The organism is Anaerobacillus sp. ABD4_527 (genome assembly GCF_056160805.1).
Map to the genome: position 1 here is coordinate 975,586 of NZ_JBSWXZ010000001.1, position 18,513 is coordinate 994,098.

Sequence of the window (18,513 nt, forward strand, 5' to 3'; positions counted from 1 at the left end):
AGTACACTCATGCTTAAAAATAGAAAGGTTATTATCTCGATCATCATTGCTCATTTGCTGCTTTTCTCAAGTTTCTTCCTGCTCTCTGACTTGTTCTTTTGGCAAGCTTTCACTTTATCCTTATTCCTATTGATCGTGTATTCATATCGATCTGCAGCATGGAAAAAAGTCACGTATAATCACGTTTTCATCGGTGTTGGAAGTGGCGCCCTCCTCTACCTAATCTTTTATATAGGGAAGCAAATGATGCTCATGTTGTTTCCTGATATGATCGCAAGTTTACAATCGTTGTATAACCTGATATCACCAAAAGAAACATGGCATTATGTTAACCTTATTCTAATCATCATCCCAGGAGAAGAATTGTTTTGGAGAGGGTTTGTACAAGGTAAAATGAAAGCTAAAGGTACAACTTCAATTCTATTGGCTACTGTACTGTATGCGAGTGCACATATCTATGCAGGAACGTTTTTATTGCTAGTCGCTGCTCTACTTGCAGGCTTTATCTGGGGATACCTCTATTATCGAACGAGAACGATGACTGTTCCGATAATGTCACACCTCGTTTTTGACTTGATGCTCCTCGTTTTCTTTCCTCTTCTTTGACCGCTTCATCTCATGAATGAGGTTCTTCAGGTAAGCTTTATAGTGAAGTACCTCTTCTTCTGTGACTGACTTGTTCGAATATCGTACTTTTTCATACACTTGAACAATTTGCTTATGTTCATTCGCATATCCAGGTAATCGTTTGAACCAGTCCAACAACGTCTCACTGTTATCTCTTTGGTATCCATATTTTATTGCTTTCAATTCTAACTGATACGTTAATCTCCTAACCTCATTTTCTGGAGGTTTCCTTTTTATTCGAGGTTTCCTTTTGAATTCATTAGTGGACCGTTCTATAAACGTAGAACTAATTGATGGTGTCAAATGTGTTAAAACAATCTTTTTTCTAGCTATCCATATGATTAAAATAGCGATGATCACTGCTATGACCACATAAAGAAACGGCTCATAATCAAAAGATGACGTTTTACTAAGCTGTTCAATCTTATTATCTTTTAGTGGTTCTCCATTCGCTGCCTTTTGAAAAGAAGCTAAATCCTCTTCGCTAGAGTTAAACGTAATCAATAATGTCAGCCAGTATATTGGTAGGCCTAAGATATAACTTATTGCACCAACAACTGTCGAGATAACATACAATATGAAGGGTCTTAATGTAATGGAAATTCCGGCACCGATAGCGACTAATACAAACAAGACTGCTATCGTATTAAAAGACCCGAACGAACTCCTTCTCGTCTCACCTTCATTTCTCAACTGATAACTTAATCTATTTCCTAATAAGAAAAGAAGTTGAACAAACGGTATGATGAAAACAAAATGCTTAAACTCACTAACAGGAGCAATCATAAAGTAGATCATCGTGCCTATGAAGCATAATAAAACTGAGAAAATGCTCATAGTACGCTCATCATCTTTTAAACTTAAATAAATCGCGAAACTCACACCACTCGTTAATAGAAGCGCTTTCCATAGCTGCATACCAGTTATCCATCCATCAAGTAAAAGGAGCGTCGCAACTAGAATGAGCTTCACTCCAGACAATTCATACACTTTCGTTTGTGTTGACCAAATGACGATAAACAATCCTCCAATCAAAGTCATCGTAATGAATGGAAGGAAAGGTGGATACGAAACGTCAAACAAATAAACGAACATGGTCAAAAGATAAACGAGCATGATTAGTGATAAATAATGGAACAACCTCACTGTAGAGAATGGTTTCCTCAAAGGACTCGCCCCTTTGCTAGCTTTCTAAGAAATGCACCATGTTCTGAGCTTTCTACTTCAAAACACCTGCTTCCTTTCTTATCAAGCTCTCTATAAAAAGAAGACTCAGCTTTACTTAATTCGTTTTCACCCACTCTAATGATTACTGAATCTTTACTATATAAGTTCCTCTTAAGCATGGCTACCATCCGAACTTGCGATATGATCGGCATGCCACTATCGATTCGAGAAAGGAATTCCAATGCCTTACTAAGGTGGACGCTTCCTTCTCCGGAATGGAGCATCATATAAGGAGATGAGCCTCCTGGATCTAAATTAATATGAATTTCAAAAGCGTAACCCAATTTTGTTGCTTTCACACATAGATATGCTAGCTGACTTATGTACTTTTCGAGGTGTTTGGTCACTTGCGCAGGGATATTATACCGTTTTACTGACACATCTAAAACAAACACCCATTTCATTTCGATCGAACGCTCAAAAATCTTCGTTTTCAATTCTGACGTCTTAGCTGACGCTTTCCAATGGATGCGGTTAAAAGAGTCCGAACTAACATACTCTCGTGCTCCAGCAGGAGCTGCTAGATTTTCATATAATGAGTAATCAGCTGGTGTCGTACCAACTGTCATTATAGAAATTTGTTCTTCACCTTTCACTTCTCCTAACTGCGGGAAAATGAGGATTTCGCTTGCAATAAAATCGTTAAACTTGCACCTCGTTAAACCAAAACCAAATAAATCTTCCACAACTAGTTCTACACGTCTCACTTTTGTCGTTCCTCGCTGTCTTGCATGGATGGGGATAGAAACTGTTTTGGTTGTTCCTGGAGGAAGTGAAAGTGGAATACTATAAGTAATGAACGTAGCAGAATCGTCGTTTGTCTTTAATTCGGCTACTACGATGGAATCTAAAGAAAATCTAAGTTTGCCATTCCAAATAGGGAGCTTTCCAGTGTTCGCTATTTGGAAGGTTAACTCCGCTTTCTCCTCCTGAAAAAGTTTAATGGTAGTTTGTTCGTTCTTCACATTTACAGAAGTCGCTGTTAGTTTTAAATACCATTTAGTGAACGTATGGAGCAAGATGAATGAAATAGATAATAATAGAAGTGGCGTATTTTGCATGTAAAGACCAGCGAAGAGAACAATCCAACTTAGAGCTGATGTAATCTGCAGAGAATTAGCTAACGTCACGTGATTATGATCCATTAACTATTCATTCCACCGTGACTCACTTCAACTGGAACATCTACTTCTTTTAAGACCGCTTCTAATGCCTGCATCTTTGTCATCCTCATTGAACTTTCTAGCGATAATACGAGGCGGTGACTTAACACAAATGGTGCCACGAATTGAATATCTTCTGGGATAACAAAACGCCGTCCTTGGATAAATGCTTTTCCTTTTGCGGCTTTCATAAATGCAATCGTTGCCCTAGGACTTATCCCTACTTCAATCATTTCAGACGTGCGGGTTGCTTGAACAATTGATAATAAATAATTCTCTAAAACATCTTCTAGATGCACATCATTTACCTGTTGCTGCAATCCAATCATTTCTTCAGTGGTAAAAACAGCACAAAGGTCGTCGATTGGAATACCGTTCTTCATCATAGTAAGCATTTTTTTCTCTTGATCAAAGGTTGGGTATCCGCTCTTCATCTGCATAAAAAAACGATCGAGCTGTGCTTCTGGCAAAGGAAACGTGCCTTGAGATTCAAGCTGGTTTTGGGTTGCGATCACGATGAAAGGCTGTGGAAGTTTTAATGTTCTTCCTTCTATCGTAACTTGTTTTTCTTCCATCACTTCAAGTAAGCTTGATTGAGTACGAGGGGTCGCACGGTTGATCTCATCTGCTAATAACACGTTCGTCATAACTGGACCTGGACGCATTTCAAATTCTTGATCTTTAGGGTTAAAAAACTCGATGCCTGTAACATCACTCGGTAGAACGTCAGGAGTAAACTGAATTCTTCTAAAGCTGCCTCCGAGCAACGTTGCAACCGATTTTGCCAAAAGCGTTTTCCCTGTACCTGGCACATCTTCTAGAAGGATATTACCGTTATTCAATAGCGAAATCATCACTAGCTCAACTAATTCTTCTTTCCCAACAAGCACTTTTTTTATCTCATTTTGTACTTGCTCCATCTTTTGTGAAATCGACATTAGGTATACTCCTTCATAATTATCTCTTATTCTTATATTTCCAAAGAAAATCTCGATCTAGACTTGTTCCTCTTCGTTTTTCATCACGTAGTTTGTGACTTCCATCTTTTTGCAGTTGATTCCCCTTTAATAATGAACTCTCACCGAATTTCTTCCGTATCGAACCGATCGTGTCATAAAGGTCAGCACGCTTAGAGTCTTCCTCAAAGGAAAATAGATCGAGCTGTACTGTCGCTTCGTCACGGTCTACAAGCTGTTGCCCCGTAATTCCTAACAATCGAATCGGTTGACCAGACCAGTTCTTTGAAAAAAGGTACTTCGCTGCCTCTAAGATGTCTGCTGATTTCGAGATTGGATTTTGTAATTTCCTGCTTCTCGTGATCGTTGTCCTGTCACTATAGCGAATGGTTAACTGCACATTGAAGCTTAAAACGCCTTTCTGCTCCATCCGTTTTGCGACTGAGTCAGAAAGGTTCGTGAGCGCAGTAAAAACCCGTTGGCGATCCACTAAGTCTTCTGGAAAAGTAGAAGAATTGCCTACACTTTTAAAATCGTCGATCGCATCAGGGTCTACTGGGCGATCATCGATACCATTTGCACGTTCGTGCAACCTTTTCCCATTGATCCCAAGCTTGATTTCGAGTTGCACTGGGTTTGCTTTCGCGAGCTCACCTATCGTCGTGATGTTTAATTCTTTAAGTTTTTCTTTCGTTTTCTTACCAACTCCATGCATTTCTCCAACATCAAGTGGCCAAAGGATTTCGTCGATCTGTCTTTTACGTAATATAGTGATACCAAGCGGCTTTTTCATATCGGAAGCCATCTTTGCTAAGAATTTATTAGGTGCAATGCCGATGCTGCATGGAATACCGATTTCTTTAAAAATTCGTCTTTGAATCTCCTCTGCAATCGACACCGGATTGATGCCCTTGCAGTCGTCTGTGATATCTAGATACCCTTCATCGATCGAGACGGGTTGAACAAGTGGTGTATACGATTCTAAAAGCTCGAAAATCTGCAAGGAAGTTTGCCTATATAGCGGAAAGTTTGGTGGCATCACTAAAAGCTCTGGGCAGTGCTTCCTGGCCTCCCATAGTGGCATTGTCGTCTTTACCCCCATCTTTCGAGCTTCATAACTACTCGTAACAACGATTCCTTTTCTTTCTTCCACATTACCCGCGATAGCAAGCGGCTTTCCTCGGAGGTCTGGGTTATGAGCCGCTTCAACAGAAGCATAGAAACTGTTCATATCGACATGAAAAATAATTCTCCCACCGCTTTTATTAAATTGATTCATTAACACCAGCCTCCTTCCTCTTTAGGATGATCTGAAAACCATAAGCTATCAGATTAACTTCTGCAAAAAAAAGACAGGAAAAGTTCCCGTCTTACAAATCACGCTCTTTCTGCTTTTCGATCCAATTGACGAACTCATTACCATGAAAGTATTTGTTAAATTCAAGCTGAAATTGATAAAGATCATCTAGAAATGCTGCATGTTCAGCTGAACGTCTACGATATTCATCTATGTAATCTCCAACAGAATACGAGTATTTCGTACTTGCGTCAATCTTCGTTAAACCTGTTTCTGTTAATTTAACATAAGAGATTCTTCGATCGCTAGCTTTCTTTTCTATTGCAACGAACCCTTTATTTTTTAAGCGTTTTAAAACTTGCATCACTGTAGAAACGTCCCATAACCCAACTTCAGATATTCTCGTTATCGTTACCTCAGTTTCGGTATATACGATCCACATCACATGCTGTTCGGCCTGTGTAAGACCTATTTCTTTTGCGTTTTTTTGCCATTCATTTTCGATTACTTTGTATGTTCCCCTCATGTAGTTCAATAGTTTGTGAGTTCGAATAGAGTCCATGATTAACACCACTTCCAATATATTGTTAAATTATCACGAATCTAGTTTAACATATTTTAACTTTACATTTTCCAATTTAATAGTAAAAAGGCTGCCTAGACTAGCTAGACAACCTTAAACCGTAACTGAATTGTTAAGAACTTATCCTTTTGCCACTTCTTTAACGATAGCAACAACTGCTTCAGAGACTTTTATCAATTCTTTCACAGGCATACGCTCATTAGTCGTATGGATCTCTTCATAGCCTACTGCAAGATTAACCGTAGGTATACCATGACCTGCGATAATATTCGCGTCACTTCCACCACCGCTCGTTAATAGCTCAGGCGTGCGACCAATTTCGTTCATCGCTCTCTTCGCAACTTCAACTACATGGTCTCCCTCACCAAATTTAAAGCCTGGGTACATCACTTGGATATCAAGGTCCACCGATCCACCCATTTCTTCTGCAGTTGATTCGAATGCTTTTTTCATTTTCTCCACTTGAACTTCCATTTTGTCTGGCACGAGTGAACGGGCTTCCGCTAACACTTCAACGTAATCACATACGATGTTTGTTTGTGAGCCACCTTCAAAACGACCAATATTTGCAGTGGTTTCATCATCAAGTCGACCGAGCGGCATTTTGGCAATTGACTTAGAAGCAATCGTAATTGCAGAAACACCTTTTTCTGGCGCAACACCAGCGTGCGCAGTCTTACCGTGAATTTTTGCTAGGATCTTTGCTTGAGTTGGAGCAGCTGTAATGATTTTACCAACTTCTCCGTCACTGTCTAACGCATAGCCAAATTTTGCAATAAGCTTTTCGGGATCAAGTACTTTTGCACCTTGGAGACCGGATTCTTCTCCAACGGTGATAATGAATTGGATTGTCCCATGCTGGATGTTTTGCTCTTTTAGAACACGGATCGCTTCAAACATCGCTGCTAAACCTGTCTTATCATCCGCTCCTAAAATCGTCGTTCCATCAGTACGAACATATCCATCTTCTACAGTTGGTTTAACTCCTTGTCCTGGAACAACAGTATCCATATGAGATGTGAAGTAAATACTATCGGCTTCCACGTTACCCTTGAGTGTACAAATAAGGTTACCCGCTTCATGTTCTGTTTTTTCAGCAGCATCATCTTCTTCCACTTCGACACCTAGAGAAGTGAATTTTTCTTTTAAAATAGCTGCGATGCGCTTTTCTTTTTTTGTTTCTGAATCAATTTGCACAAGTTCTAAAAACTCATCGAGTAAACGTTGCTCATTAACCATGGTGTATGCCTCCTATATTACTTGATTATAATGGAATATTTCCGTGTTTCTTCTTAGGACGCTCGTCTTTTTTATTCCGCATTAATTCCAATGCTTCAAGAAGCTTGATTCGAGTTTCTCTAGGGTCGATCACGTCGTCTACCATGCCACGAGAAGCAGCTATGTACGGATTTGCAAACTTTTCGCGATACTCTTGAATCTTTGCAGCTCTCGTTTCTTCTGGGTTATCACTTTCATTGATCTCTCTTGAAAAGATAACGTTCGCCGCTCCTTCAGGACCCATGACTGCGATTTCTGCATTTGGCCAAGCGTAAACTAAGTCTGCACCTATCGATTTAGAATTCAATGCTACATAGGCCCCACCATATGCTTTTCTAAGAATTACAGTGATCTTCGGAACCGTTGCTTCTGAATAAGAATAAAGAATCTTCGCTCCGTGGCGTATAATCCCGCCATGCTCCTGTTTGATTCCTGGGAAAAAGCCCGTTACGTCCTCAAATGTAATGAGAGGGATATTGAAAGAATCACAAAAGCGTATGAAGCGTGATAATTTATCTGAAGAATCAATGTCGAGACCGCCAGCCATCACTTTAGGCTGGTTACAAATCATACCGACTGTTTCACCTTTCAGTCTTGCGAATCCAATTACGATATTCTTAGCGAAATGCTGTTGAACCTCAAAAAATGAACCAGGGTCAACAACCTCTTCGATAACAGTACGAACATCATAAGGTCGCGTTGAATCAAAAGGCACGATATCTGCTAAGTCTGCACAGAAATCTTCTCGTTCTGATTCGACCTTTATAGGCGCCTTTTCTTCGTTATTTAAAGGAAGATAGCTGATTAAGCGACGCACATCTGAAAGAACTTCTTCTTCGGTTTTACCCGTGAAGTGAGCATTACCGCTTTTAGATCTGTGGACTTTTGCACCACCTAAATCTTCCGCGCTGATCTTCTCTCTTGTCACTGTTTCGATTACCTTAGGCCCTGTAATAAACATTTGGCTCGTATCCTCAACCATAAATACAAAATCTGTTATAGCAGGAGAATACACGGCACCACCTGCACAAGGACCCATGATCACTGAAATCTGTGGAATAACACCGGAATAGATTGAATTACGGTAAAAGATCTGTCCATACCCGTCTAATGATACCACACCCTCTTGAATCCTCGCACCACCTGAGTCGTTTAAGCCGATAATGGGAGCACCGTTTCTTGCCGCTAAATCCATTACGTTCGCTATTTTCATAGCATGCATTTCTCCAAGAGCGCCACCGAATACTGTAAAGTCTTGCGCAAATACATAGATCGGGCGACCATCAACTTTTCCGTAGCCTGTCACAACTCCTTCACCAGGAGCCTTTTGATCAGACATACCAAAGTCCAATGAACGGTGTTCAATGAAAGAATTAAGTTCTACGAAAGAACCTTTGTCAACGAGTAGATCGATTCGTTCTCTAGCCGTTAATTTTCCTTTATCATGTTGCTTCCTTATTCGTTCATCTCCGCCACCCATCTCTACTTCTCTTCGACGATCGTACAGTTCATTGATTTTATCGTACATATCCATCATTCCGCCTCCTTTGTATCCTTCTCACATAGTTCGTATAATACTCCCCCAGCTGACTTAGGATGCAAAAAGGCAATATTTGCGCCCCCCGCGCCTTTAACAGGCGTTTCGTGTATAAGCTTGATTCCCCGCTCAGAAAGTTCCTTGAGTCGATCTTCGATGTTGTCAGAAGAAAGTGCGATATGGTGTATCCCTTCACCTCGCTTCTCGATAAAGGAAGCGATAGGACTTTCATCATTTAACGGTTCTAGAAGCTCGATCTTAGATTCACCGATCTTCAAAAAAGCAATCTTAACTTTTTCAGACGGCACTTCCTCAATGGCTTCAAGCTGAAGATGTAGTGAATCCACATAAAACGGCAGCGCTTGTTCTAGGGAAGAAACTGCGATACCTATATGATCGATTTTCTTAGGAGGTGTATAGACCTCTTCACTTAGTCCATCTCGTTCCCTAACTGCTTTCTCAATAAAAATAGCCGTTTCTTTTGTGGGAGTACCTGGGGTAAACACTTTTTGTACTCCTTTTGATTCAAGGAAAGGAATATCTTCCCATGGAATCACGCCTCCGCCGACTACGATAATATCTTCTGCCTCACGATCTTTAAGCATCGATACAATTTCAGGAAATAACTCGTTATGAGCTCCTGACAAACAAGAAAGTCCAATCGCATCTACGTCTTCTTGGATTGCAGCGGCTACGATTTGTTGAGGTGTTTGTCTTAGCCCCGTATAGATGACCTCCATCCCATAATCACGAAGAGCTTGAGCTACCACGAGTGCTCCTCTGTCATGACCGTCTAGTCCTGGTTTTGCAATCAATACACGTATTTTTTTCATAACATTCCACTCCCCGGTTAAACTCCTGTGTATTCTCCAAATTCTTCTCTAAGCACGCCACAAATTTCTCCCACTGTGCAGTAATCTTTCACACACTCTAAAATAAGCGGCATTAAATTGGCATCACCTTTCGCGCCTTCTTTTAATTCTTCTAACCGAGCGCTCGCTCGACTAGAATCTCTACGACTTCTTAGTTCTGTTAGTTTTTCGATTTGTTTTCGTTGAAGCTCTGGATCGATACGATGTAATTCAGGCTTTGGTTCATCTTCTAATGTATATTTGTTCATGCCTACCACGATTTCTTCCCCAGATTCAATCTTCTTCTGCGTTTCATACGCTGCCTGATGAATTTCACGCTGCATATAGCCCTGTTCAACTGCGGACACGGCACCACCCATGTCATCGATCTTCTCGATATAGTTAAATACATATTCTTCTAGCTCATCTGTTAACTTCTCAATATAATAAGAGCCGCCTAACGGATCAACTGTGTCGGTCACGCCACTCTCATTTGCAATAATCTGCTGAGTACGAAGTGCAATTCGAGCAGAGTCCTCAGTAGGAAGAGCAAGCGCTTCGTCCTTGGCATTTGTATGAAGGCTCTGCGTCCCGCCTAGAACGGCAGCTAAAGCCTGAATCGTAACCCTTACTATATTGTTATCAGGCTGCTGTGCGGTCAGCGTTGAACCAGCAACTTGAGTATGGAAGCGCAGCTGCAAGCTCTTAGCCTTCTTAGCCCCATAGCGTTCCTTCATGATTTTTGACCAAATTCTTCGTGCTGCTCTGAACTTAGCAACCTCTTCTAAAAATTGATTATGCCCGTTGAAAAAGAACGCAAGACGAGGAGCAAAATCATCAACAGCTAGCCCAGCTTCAATCGCAGCATCTACATAAGCGATACCGTTCGCAATCGTAAACGCGAGCTCCTGAGAAGCTGTAGAACCCGCTTCACGAATATGGTAGCCAGAAATACTGATCGTGTTCCAACGCGGCACATGCTCTGCACAATATGCGAATATATCCGTGATCAACCTCATCGATGGTTTAGGTGGAAAGATGTAAGTTCCTCTTGCAATATACTCCTTCAATATATCGTTCTGTATCGTACCTGAAATTTCTCTTTGAGAAACACCCTGCTTTTCAGCTACAGCAATATACATAGCCAGTAATACAGCCGCTGGAGCATTGATGGTCATGGAAGTACTAACTTTGTCTAACGGTATATCTTTTAAAAGCGCTTCCATATCATCGAGTGAATCGATCGCTACTCCTACTTTCCCTACTTCACCTTTTGCCATCATATCATCAGAATCGTAACCGATTTGCGTTGGTAGATCGAACGCTATTGATAAGCCGGTTTGACCTTGATCTAGTAAATACCTAAAACGCGAATTCGTTTCTTCAGCAGATCCAAATCCTGCATACTGCCTCATCGTCCACGTTCGCCCTCGGTACATCGTCGGTTGAATACCACGCGTATAAGGGTACTGACCTGGAAAACCAAGTTTCTTCATATATGTTTCATCTAGCACATTTGGGTGAGCAAGACGATCTATTTCGATTCCTGAACTCGTAACAAACTCTTCCTTCTTCTCAGGAAATTTGTTTAATAACTTTTCAGTTAACGCTTTCCATTCTTCAAATTGCTTTTGAAAATCCTTCTGATCTGTTGTCATCCCCATTCCTCCCTGTCTAGTCGCATTATGCCGATATAAGATGTCTAACTTATATACTATTCTTCATAAAGAAAGCGTTTTCCTTCCTGGATACGAAAAAATTGTAGAATGAGCTCAGAAGTTGTTCGTTTATTAAGCTTGTACCTCCATACAAATACATGTAAAATAACGATAGAATGTTCAATTGAGGGAGGGACTTTCATGCCCCGAAAAACAACGAAGGTCGTTGTATACATCATGATTATCTCGATGCTACTAAGCTTATTTGCTGGAGCTACAGCGATGTTATTTTAAAAAATATAAAAACAGAAGGTGCTGTCTTAGCGTAAGACAGCACCTTCTGTTTTTTGCTTCGAAAGAACACCAACTTTTATTGCTAACGTTTCAAAGGATTCAGGGCTCGTTGTGATCAAAACTTTTGTTCCAATCGGTACCTCATCGAACAGCTTTTCAATTTCTTCATTATGAAGTCTCACGCAGCCTGCTGTTACATACTTACCGATCGATGAAGGTTTATTTGTGCCGTGTAATCCATATATCCTTCCATCTGTATCCTCCGCATCAAAACCGATCCATCTCGTTCCTAACGGGTTTTGTTTATCACCGCCGGCAATGTTTTTCTTTCGATAATAAGGATTTACAGCCTTTACAACGATCGTGAATGTGCCTTCTGGGGTCAACTCATTACTTTTACCGGTAGCTGCAGGTAAAACTTTCTCGATTCTTCCTTGTTGAATGAATGCGATTTGATTCGTCTTCTTGTTTACAATAATATATGGATCCCCAACTATGGTATCACCAAGCGGGAAGATGACCGACATCGTAAGCAACATCGAGAAAAAGAACGATCCCAAGAAAAAACCCCCTTTTTCTTCTTAGGATGCATCGTTGCAATGAAATCATTCGTCCTTTGAAAAAGCTCCTGGCTTTAAATACCGCTTTAATAATAGATACTGTTCGATCTCGTTCAAGAAATGGTGAAGAGCAGAACGTGTTTCAAACTCTGATCGATCTGATGGTAACGCTGAATTTCTAAACTCTTCTCTCATTTCGTATAGCTCATCAAGAAAAACGCTTGCCGTATTTTGCGGCTTTACAGCATGACTTAATTTTTCCATAAACTCAGCCATCTTCTGTCCTTGTATGTAGGTTTGATCAAGAGAAGAAATGATCGGAAGTAACCTTTCTAGTATGAAAAATTGCTTTTCACGCATTTTAAAGTACTTATAATATTTATCATCATCACGCAGCATATGGTTCTCGATATCTTTGAGCGCAATGCTTTTCGCTTCTTGTAGAGCATCTCCGACTTCAAGCATCTCTTTACCATCCCAGGAACTTTCCCCATGTCTAAGGTAGACGGCATATTCCATCAAGATCACCGAAAACTTTTCTTCAATCTGTACCCTGTACTTCAACAGATCTTTTTCTAAATTAGGCATATAAAGATTAAACAGCAGCGCGACCCCTATTCCAATTACAATAATCGCTACTTCATTGAAGACGATATCCCAACTTATCGTACCAAAATTATAAATATGAAGAATGATAACTGAACTTGTAATGACACCTTCCGTCGCTTTTATTGCAACGACTGCTGGAATAAACATAAGTAGCAATAGGGATATACTTAACGGATTGTACCCGATCCCTTCAAAAAACACTGCACTAAACAAAATTCCAAGCAAACAAGCAAGAAACCTTTGCCACGAACTAAGAAACGACCGTTTCGTCGTAGGTTTGATACATAGTATCGTAAGGATTCCCGCTGAAACATAGTTATCTAGTGAGAAAAGCTGTGCGATCGTGATCGCTGTTCCTGTACCTATTGCGGTTTTTAATGTTCGATAACCGATTTTCAGTTTCAATTCCTATTCTTCCTTCCACCTCGTTATACTTCCTTAATATCCTACAAAGTCTCATCCTTAAACGGAAACCTTCTAAAATACAGAAAAAAGGCAACAGGTCCAAGCCTGCCGCCTTCTGTTATTAGCAATATTTATTGAAAAGGTATTGAAGCATTCCCACTACTTCTTCCGGGTCGCTTCCTTCGATCTCGTGACGCTCTACCATGTTGATGATCTCTCCATCTTTTAAGAGTGCAAATGAAGGAGAAGATGGTGCGAATCCAGTAAAGTAAGAACGTGCTTTTGCAGTAGCTTCTTTATCTTGGCCTGCGAAAACGGTTACGAGATGATCAGGTGTTTTCTCGTTAGAAACAGCTACTTTGGCTGCAGGACGTGCAACGCCCCCAGCACAGCCGCACACTGAGTTGACCATTACAAGAGTCGTTCCTTTTTTCGCCATGACTTCTTCAACTTCTTCAGAAGTCGTTAGTTCTTGATAACCAGCAGCTTTAATCTCTTCTCTTGCTGTAGCTACCACATCGTTCATAAATAGATTAAAATCCATAGACATTCCATAATTCCTCCCTTAACTCGGTACATCTTACATTATATTGTATCGCGAATGCGTTGAAAATTCCAAGAAACCTTTTTATTTATATAAGAAAATGGCCGTCTCATCGTTGAGACGGCCGATTTTATTAGTAAACAGAAGTATTTTCTTTAGAAATATTCTCGAGGTTTTGTTTCACACGCGCAAGGAATTTACCGCAGATCATACCATCCAACACACGGTGATCTAAAGATAAACATAAGTTGACCATGTGACGAGCACCAAACATTCCATTATCCATAATAACTGGACGCTGAACGATACTCTCAACTTGAAGGATAGCCGCTTGAGGGTAGTTAATAATCCCCATTGACTGAACAGAACCAAACGAACCTGTGTTATTTACCGTAAAGGTTCCACCTTGCATTTCATCGCCTTTAAGCTTACCTGTTTTTGCTTTTTTAGCAAGCTCTGTTACTTCACGAGCAATACCTTTGATGGATTTTTCATCAGCATTTTTAATAACCGGAACAAATAGAGAATCGTCAGTACCAACTGCAATCGAAATGTTGATATCTTTCTTCTGAATAATTTTGTCACCGGCCCACATCGAATTCATTTGAGGGAATTCTTTCAGAGCTTCGACAACAGCTTTTACGAAGAAAGCAAAGAATGTTAAGCTGTAGCCTTCTTTTTTCTTGAAGTCATCTTTAATACTGTTTCTATATTCAACTAAGTTTGTCACATCGACTTCTACCATCGTCCACGCATGAGGAGCTTCATGCTTACTGCGTAGCATATTGTTAGCGATCGCACGACGAACGCCTGTTACAGGAATCTCAATATCACCTTCACCAACAGGAACTTCAGCTGCTTCCTTCTCAGGCTCTGCTTTTGGAGCTTTTGGAGCTTTTGGAGCACTTGGTGCTTCTTGAGGTGCTGCTTGTTTCGGCGCTTCCTTCTCGGCTTTAGGTGAAGGAATTTCACCAGAATCGATAATCTTCTGAAGATCTTTTCTAGTAATTCGTCCACCTTTACCCGTACCGCTTACTTGATCAAGGTCGATGTCGTGCTCTTGTGACATGCGTAATACTGCAGGAGAATAACGCTTCTTCATCGGTTGATCTTCTTGCTCTTGTTCTTTCTTATCTTCTGAAATATTCTCTATCGCTTTTTGTCCAGTAGAGTCTTCTTGCGTCTCTTCAGCAGAACCTCCACCTTCAATTTCAATATAGCAAACAAGTTCACCGACTTCTAACGTGTCACCTTCATTAGCTACAAGTTCTTTAATCTTGCCTGTAAAAGAAGATGGCACTTCAGCATTTACTTTGTCTGTATTGACTTCTGCGATTGGATCATACTTATTTACAGTATCGCCAACTTCAACTAGCCATTTTTCTATCGTACCTTCAGTGACACTTTCTCCCAACTGAGGCATCAATATTTTCTCAACTGCCATGCTATAACCTCCCTCGAAATACGCTTTTAGTATTCAGCAAGCTCTCGCATTGCTTTTTCAACTTTATCAGGATTGATCATGAAGTATTTCTCCATCGGTGGTGAATAAGGCATTGCCGGAACATCTGGACCCGCAAGGCGCTGTATTGGAGAATCTAAATCGAATAGACACTCTTCAGCAATGATTGCAGATACTTCACTCATGATACTACCTTCTTTGTTGTCTTCAGTTACGAGAAGAACTTTTCCAGTTTTCTTAGCTGCTTCAACGATCGCTTCACGATCTAACGGATACACAGTGCGGAGATCGAGAATATGAGCTGAAATGCCATCCTTCTCGAGTTTTTCAGCTGCTTGCAAAGCAAAGTGAACACATAGACCATATGTAATAACGGTAATATCTTCACCCTCACGCTTCACGTCTGCTTTACCGATTGGAAGGGTGTAATCTTCCTCAGGCACTTGACCTTTTATTAAACGGTAAGCACGTTTATGTTCAAAGAATAAGACCGGATCTTCATCTCTGATAGCTGCCTTTAGTAAGCCCTTCGCATCGTATGGAGTAGAAGGCATTACAATTTTCAATCCTGGTACATTTGCAAACAATGCTTCAACAGATTGTGAGTGGTACAATGCACCATGGACGCCGCCGCCGTATGGAGCTCTTATCGTGATCGGGCAGCTAAAGTCGTTGTTAGAACGGTAACGGATCTTCGCAGCTTCTGAAACGATTTGGTTTACAGCTGGCATAATAAAGTCAGCAAACTGCATCTCAGCAACAGGTCTCATACCGTACATCGCTGCACCGATTCCAACTCCTGCAATCGCAGATTCTGCTAGTGGTGTATCGATCACGCGATGCTCTCCAAACTCATCATAAAGACCGTCGGTTGCTCTGAAAACGCCACCTCTTACACCAACATCTTCTCCAAGTACAAATACCTTCTCATCACGTTGCATTTCTTCTCTTAGTGCTTGTGTGATTGACTGAATATATGAAATGACTGGCATTATTACTCCCCCTTACTCTGCATATACATGCTTCATAGCATCTTCAGCAGGTGCATAATCCGCATTTTCTGCGTATTCCGTAGCTTCATCAACTTCCTTTTTCACACGTTCGTTGATTTCGTTTTCAATCTCATCTGTTAGAACACCAGACTCCTTCAAATAAGCTGCAAACGTGATAACGGCGTCTTTTTTCTTAGCTTCTTCAACTTCTTCTCTCGTACGATAAGCGCGATCATCATCATCACTTGAGTGAGGAGTCAATCGATAAGAAACTGTTTCAATAAGTGTTGGTCCTTCTCCACGTCGACCTCTTTCAACAGCTTCTTTAGCCGCTTCATATACTGCTAATGGATCGTTTCCATCAACCGTTACACCAGGCATACCATAGCCTATTGCACGATCAGACACTTTTTCACAAGCAAGCTGTTTTGAAACAGGCACAGAAATCGCATATTTATTGTTTTCACATACAAAAAGCACTGGAAGCTTATGCACACCTGCGAAGTTTGCAGCTTCGTGGAAATCACCCTGGTTTGACGACCCTTCACCAAATGAACAGAACGTCACCAAATCTTTTCCTTCCATGCGTCCAGCTAGTGCAAATCCTACAGCATGCGGGACCTGTGTAGTTACAGGTGATGAACCAGTAATAATATTGTTCTTTTTCTGACCAAAATGTCCTGGCATCTGCTTTCCTCCAGAGTTTGGATCCTCTGCTTTAGCAAAACCTGATAGCATTAGGTCTTTCGCTGTCATCCCAAATGTTAAGACAACACCCATATCACGGTAATAAGGTGCTACAAAATCCTTTTCCGGATCCATTGCAAATGCTGTACCTACCTGAGCCGCCTCTTGTCCTTGACACGAAATAACAAAAGGAATCTTTCCTGCACGGTTCAAAAGCCACATCCGTTCATCAATTTTTCGAGCTAATAACATCGTTTCGTACATTTCTAGTACGCGCTCATCAGTTAGCCCTAGAGCTTCATGACGCTTTTCTGTCTTGTTAGCCATTATTTCTACCTCCTCATTCGAGTTATATTAAGAATGGATCGCCTTACCATCAACTGCTAATGCTGCTTCACCAATTGCTTCAGAAAGGGTTGGGTGAGGATGGATCGTATGACCAATCTCCCACGGTGTTGCATCTAGTACCTTTGCAAGTCCTGCTTCAGAAATCATGTCAGTAACATGAGGACCGATCATATGTACACCTAGAAGGTCATCATTATCTGCATCTGCAACTAATTTTACAAACCCATCTGATTCGCCGAATACGAGCGCTTTACCGATCGCTTTAAAGAGAAACTTACCAGTTTTCACGTTGTGGCCCTGCTCTTTTGCAGCTTCTTCCGTTAATCCTACGCTAGCCATTTCAGGACTACTGTAGATACAGCTCGGTACTTTTGAATAATCCATTGGCGCAGGGTCTTGATCAGCCAAATGTTCAACCGCAGTAATTCCCTCGTGAGACGCTACGTGTGCAAGCTGCATTCCACCGATTACATCACCGATCGCATAGATGTGAGATTCAGCTGTTTGGAAAAACTCATTCGTTTCAATAACACCTTTTTCAACTTTGATCGACGTATTTTCAAGTCCGATGTTCTTTACATTCGCTTCTCTACCTACAGATACGAGCATCTTTTCCGCGTTAAACGTTTTCATTTCACCTTTGTGTTCTGCTTGTACGGAAACGCCATCACCTTTTTCAAGAGTGTCGCCCATGACTTTAGCACCAGTGAAAAGCTTGATGCCTTTTTTCTTCATCAAACGAGCTGCTTCTTTCGATACTTCATGATCTTCAGTCGGTACGATTTGATCAGCATATTCTAGTACGGTTACTTCAACACCGAAGTCTGATAACATGGAAGCCCACTCGATACCGATAACACCACCTCCAACGATGATGATCGATGAAGGAAGAGATTCCATACGGAGTGCTTCATCAGAAGTCATTACATATTCTTCATCCACTTCAAGTCCTGGCAATGTTCGAGGCTTTGATCCCGTCGCAACGATGACGTTCTTTGGAATCAACATAGGGTTTTCCTCCCCGTTGTTCATTTCAACTGAAACGGTTCCAGGCATCGGTGAGAAAATAGATGGTCCTAAAATTCTTCCAAATCCTTCGTAAACATCGATCTTCCCTTGCTTCATGAGATGTTTTACACCATTATGAAGTTGATCTACGATGCTTTGTTTACGCTCTTGAACTTTCTCAAAATCAAGCGCGACTTCTTTTGCTGTCACACCAAATTTTTCACCGTGTTTTGCTGTCGCAAAAACTTCAGCACTTCTTAGTAACGCCTTACTTGGAATACACCCGCGATGGAGACATGTACCTCCAAGCTCGCGTTTTTCTACAATCGCTGTTTTTAAACCGAGTTGAGAGGCACGGATCGCGGCAACATAACCGCCCGTACCTCCACCAATTATGACGAGATCGTACTCTTCAGCCATTCAAATT

Annotated in this window: 17 protein-coding genes and 2 pseudogenes; 2 read left to right on the forward strand and 17 right to left on the reverse strand. The window is 41.0% G+C overall.

Annotation, left to right across the window (positions count from 1 at the left end; translation table 11 throughout):
• Nucleotides 1–9 precede the first annotated feature (9 nt).
• Nucleotides 10–606: a lysostaphin resistance A-like protein gene (locus tag ACXAHI_RS05130; RefSeq protein WP_474846443.1), complete on the forward strand. Its 597-nt coding sequence runs from the start codon at nucleotides 10–12 to the stop codon at nucleotides 604–606.
• Here ACXAHI_RS05130 and ACXAHI_RS05135 read toward each other — a convergent pair.
• The 9 genes from ACXAHI_RS05135 to ACXAHI_RS05175 form a co-directional block, all read right to left on the reverse strand.
• Nucleotides 556–1,794, reverse strand: coding sequence for a DUF4129 domain-containing protein (locus ACXAHI_RS05135; RefSeq protein WP_474846445.1), 1,239 nt, complete (start codon nucleotides 1,792–1,794; stop codon nucleotides 556–558). The genes ACXAHI_RS05130 and ACXAHI_RS05135 overlap by 51 nt on opposite strands.
• Nucleotides 1,791–2,999: a DUF58 domain-containing protein gene (locus tag ACXAHI_RS05140; RefSeq protein ID WP_474846446.1), complete on the reverse strand. Its 1,209-nt coding sequence runs from the start codon at nucleotides 2,997–2,999 to the stop codon at nucleotides 1,791–1,793. The genes ACXAHI_RS05135 and ACXAHI_RS05140 overlap by 4 nt, the downstream gene beginning before the upstream one ends.
• Nucleotides 2,999–3,955: an AAA family ATPase gene (locus tag ACXAHI_RS05145; protein ID WP_474846448.1), complete on the reverse strand. Its 957-nt coding sequence runs from the start codon at nucleotides 3,953–3,955 to the stop codon at nucleotides 2,999–3,001. Before ACXAHI_RS05145 ends, ACXAHI_RS05140 begins: the two co-directional genes overlap by 1 nt.
• A 19-nt stretch (nucleotides 3,956–3,974) precedes the next feature.
• The gene (locus ACXAHI_RS05150) at nucleotides 3,975–5,252 is read right to left on the reverse strand and encodes a DNA polymerase IV (RefSeq protein ID WP_474846450.1); all 1,278 of its coding nucleotides are present in this window, start codon (nucleotides 5,250–5,252) and stop codon (nucleotides 3,975–3,977) included.
• A 91-nt stretch (nucleotides 5,253–5,343) separates the two neighbouring features.
• Nucleotides 5,344–5,832 carry a MarR family winged helix-turn-helix transcriptional regulator gene (locus tag ACXAHI_RS05155; RefSeq protein ID WP_474846452.1) on the reverse strand — a complete coding sequence of 163 codons (489 nt, stop codon included), beginning with the start codon at nucleotides 5,830–5,832 and terminating at the stop codon, nucleotides 5,344–5,346.
• Between the two features lie 141 nt (nucleotides 5,833–5,973).
• Nucleotides 5,974–7,092: a M20/M25/M40 family metallo-hydrolase gene (locus ACXAHI_RS05160; RefSeq protein WP_474846454.1), complete on the reverse strand. Its 1,119-nt coding sequence runs from the start codon at nucleotides 7,090–7,092 to the stop codon at nucleotides 5,974–5,976.
• 25 nt (nucleotides 7,093–7,117) lie between these two features.
• Nucleotides 7,118–8,665 carry an acyl-CoA carboxylase subunit beta gene (locus ACXAHI_RS05165; RefSeq protein WP_474846456.1) on the reverse strand — a complete coding sequence of 516 codons (1,548 nt, stop codon included), beginning with the start codon at nucleotides 8,663–8,665 and terminating at the stop codon, nucleotides 7,118–7,120.
• Nucleotides 8,665–9,501, reverse strand: a complete 837-nt coding sequence (gene mce / locus ACXAHI_RS05170) for a methylmalonyl-CoA epimerase (protein ID WP_474846458.1) — start codon at nucleotides 9,499–9,501, stop codon at nucleotides 8,665–8,667. Before mce ends, ACXAHI_RS05165 begins: the two co-directional genes overlap by 1 nt.
• Nucleotides 9,502–9,518: 17 nt before the next feature.
• A complete protein-coding gene (locus ACXAHI_RS05175; RefSeq protein WP_474846460.1) occupies nucleotides 9,519–11,177 on the reverse strand; it encodes an acyl-CoA mutase large subunit family protein in 1,659 nt (552 codons plus the stop codon).
• A gap of 201 nt (nucleotides 11,178–11,378) precedes the next feature.
• On the opposite strand from ACXAHI_RS05175, the gene prli42 reads away from it, so the two are divergent.
• Nucleotides 11,379–11,471: a stressosome-associated protein Prli42 gene (gene prli42, locus ACXAHI_RS05180; protein WP_270179202.1), complete on the forward strand. Its 93-nt coding sequence runs from the start codon at nucleotides 11,379–11,381 to the stop codon at nucleotides 11,469–11,471.
• A 26-nt stretch (nucleotides 11,472–11,497) separates the two neighbouring features.
• Here the strand turns inward: prli42 and ACXAHI_RS05185 are convergent, their stop codons facing one another.
• The 8 genes and pseudogenes from ACXAHI_RS05185 to lpdA form a co-directional block, all read right to left on the reverse strand.
• Nucleotides 11,498–12,010: a L,D-transpeptidase gene (locus ACXAHI_RS05185; protein WP_474848079.1), complete on the reverse strand. Its 513-nt coding sequence runs from the start codon at nucleotides 12,008–12,010 to the stop codon at nucleotides 11,498–11,500.
• 66 nt (nucleotides 12,011–12,076) lie between these two features.
• Nucleotides 12,077–13,045 carry an aromatic acid exporter family protein gene (locus ACXAHI_RS05190; RefSeq protein WP_474846462.1) on the reverse strand — a complete coding sequence of 323 codons (969 nt, stop codon included), beginning with the start codon at nucleotides 13,043–13,045 and terminating at the stop codon, nucleotides 12,077–12,079.
• Between the two features lie 121 nt (nucleotides 13,046–13,166).
• Complete coding sequence (locus ACXAHI_RS05195; RefSeq protein WP_270179204.1) at nucleotides 13,167–13,595, reverse strand: BrxA/BrxB family bacilliredoxin; 429 nt, start codon at nucleotides 13,593–13,595, stop codon at nucleotides 13,167–13,169.
• Nucleotides 13,596–13,722: 127 nt separating this feature from the next.
• A pseudogene (locus ACXAHI_RS05200) lies at nucleotides 13,723–14,688 on the reverse strand (dihydrolipoamide acetyltransferase family protein); the annotation flags it as partial.
• Between the two features lie 174 nt (nucleotides 14,689–14,862).
• Nucleotides 14,863–15,033: pseudogene (locus tag ACXAHI_RS05205) on the reverse strand (biotin/lipoyl-containing protein); the annotation flags it as partial.
• Nucleotides 15,034–15,059: 26 nt separating this feature from the next.
• The gene (locus ACXAHI_RS05210) at nucleotides 15,060–16,043 is read right to left on the reverse strand and encodes an alpha-ketoacid dehydrogenase subunit beta (protein ID WP_474846464.1); all 984 of its coding nucleotides are present in this window, start codon (nucleotides 16,041–16,043) and stop codon (nucleotides 15,060–15,062) included.
• A 12-nt stretch (nucleotides 16,044–16,055) separates the two neighbouring features.
• Nucleotides 16,056–17,057: a thiamine pyrophosphate-dependent dehydrogenase E1 component subunit alpha gene (locus ACXAHI_RS05215; RefSeq protein WP_270179207.1), complete on the reverse strand. Its 1,002-nt coding sequence runs from the start codon at nucleotides 17,055–17,057 to the stop codon at nucleotides 16,056–16,058.
• A 27-nt stretch (nucleotides 17,058–17,084) separates the two neighbouring features.
• Nucleotides 17,085–18,506, reverse strand: coding sequence for a dihydrolipoyl dehydrogenase (lpdA, locus tag ACXAHI_RS05220; RefSeq protein WP_474846466.1), 1,422 nt, complete (start codon nucleotides 18,504–18,506; stop codon nucleotides 17,085–17,087).
• Nucleotides 18,507–18,513: the final 7 nt, after the last annotated feature.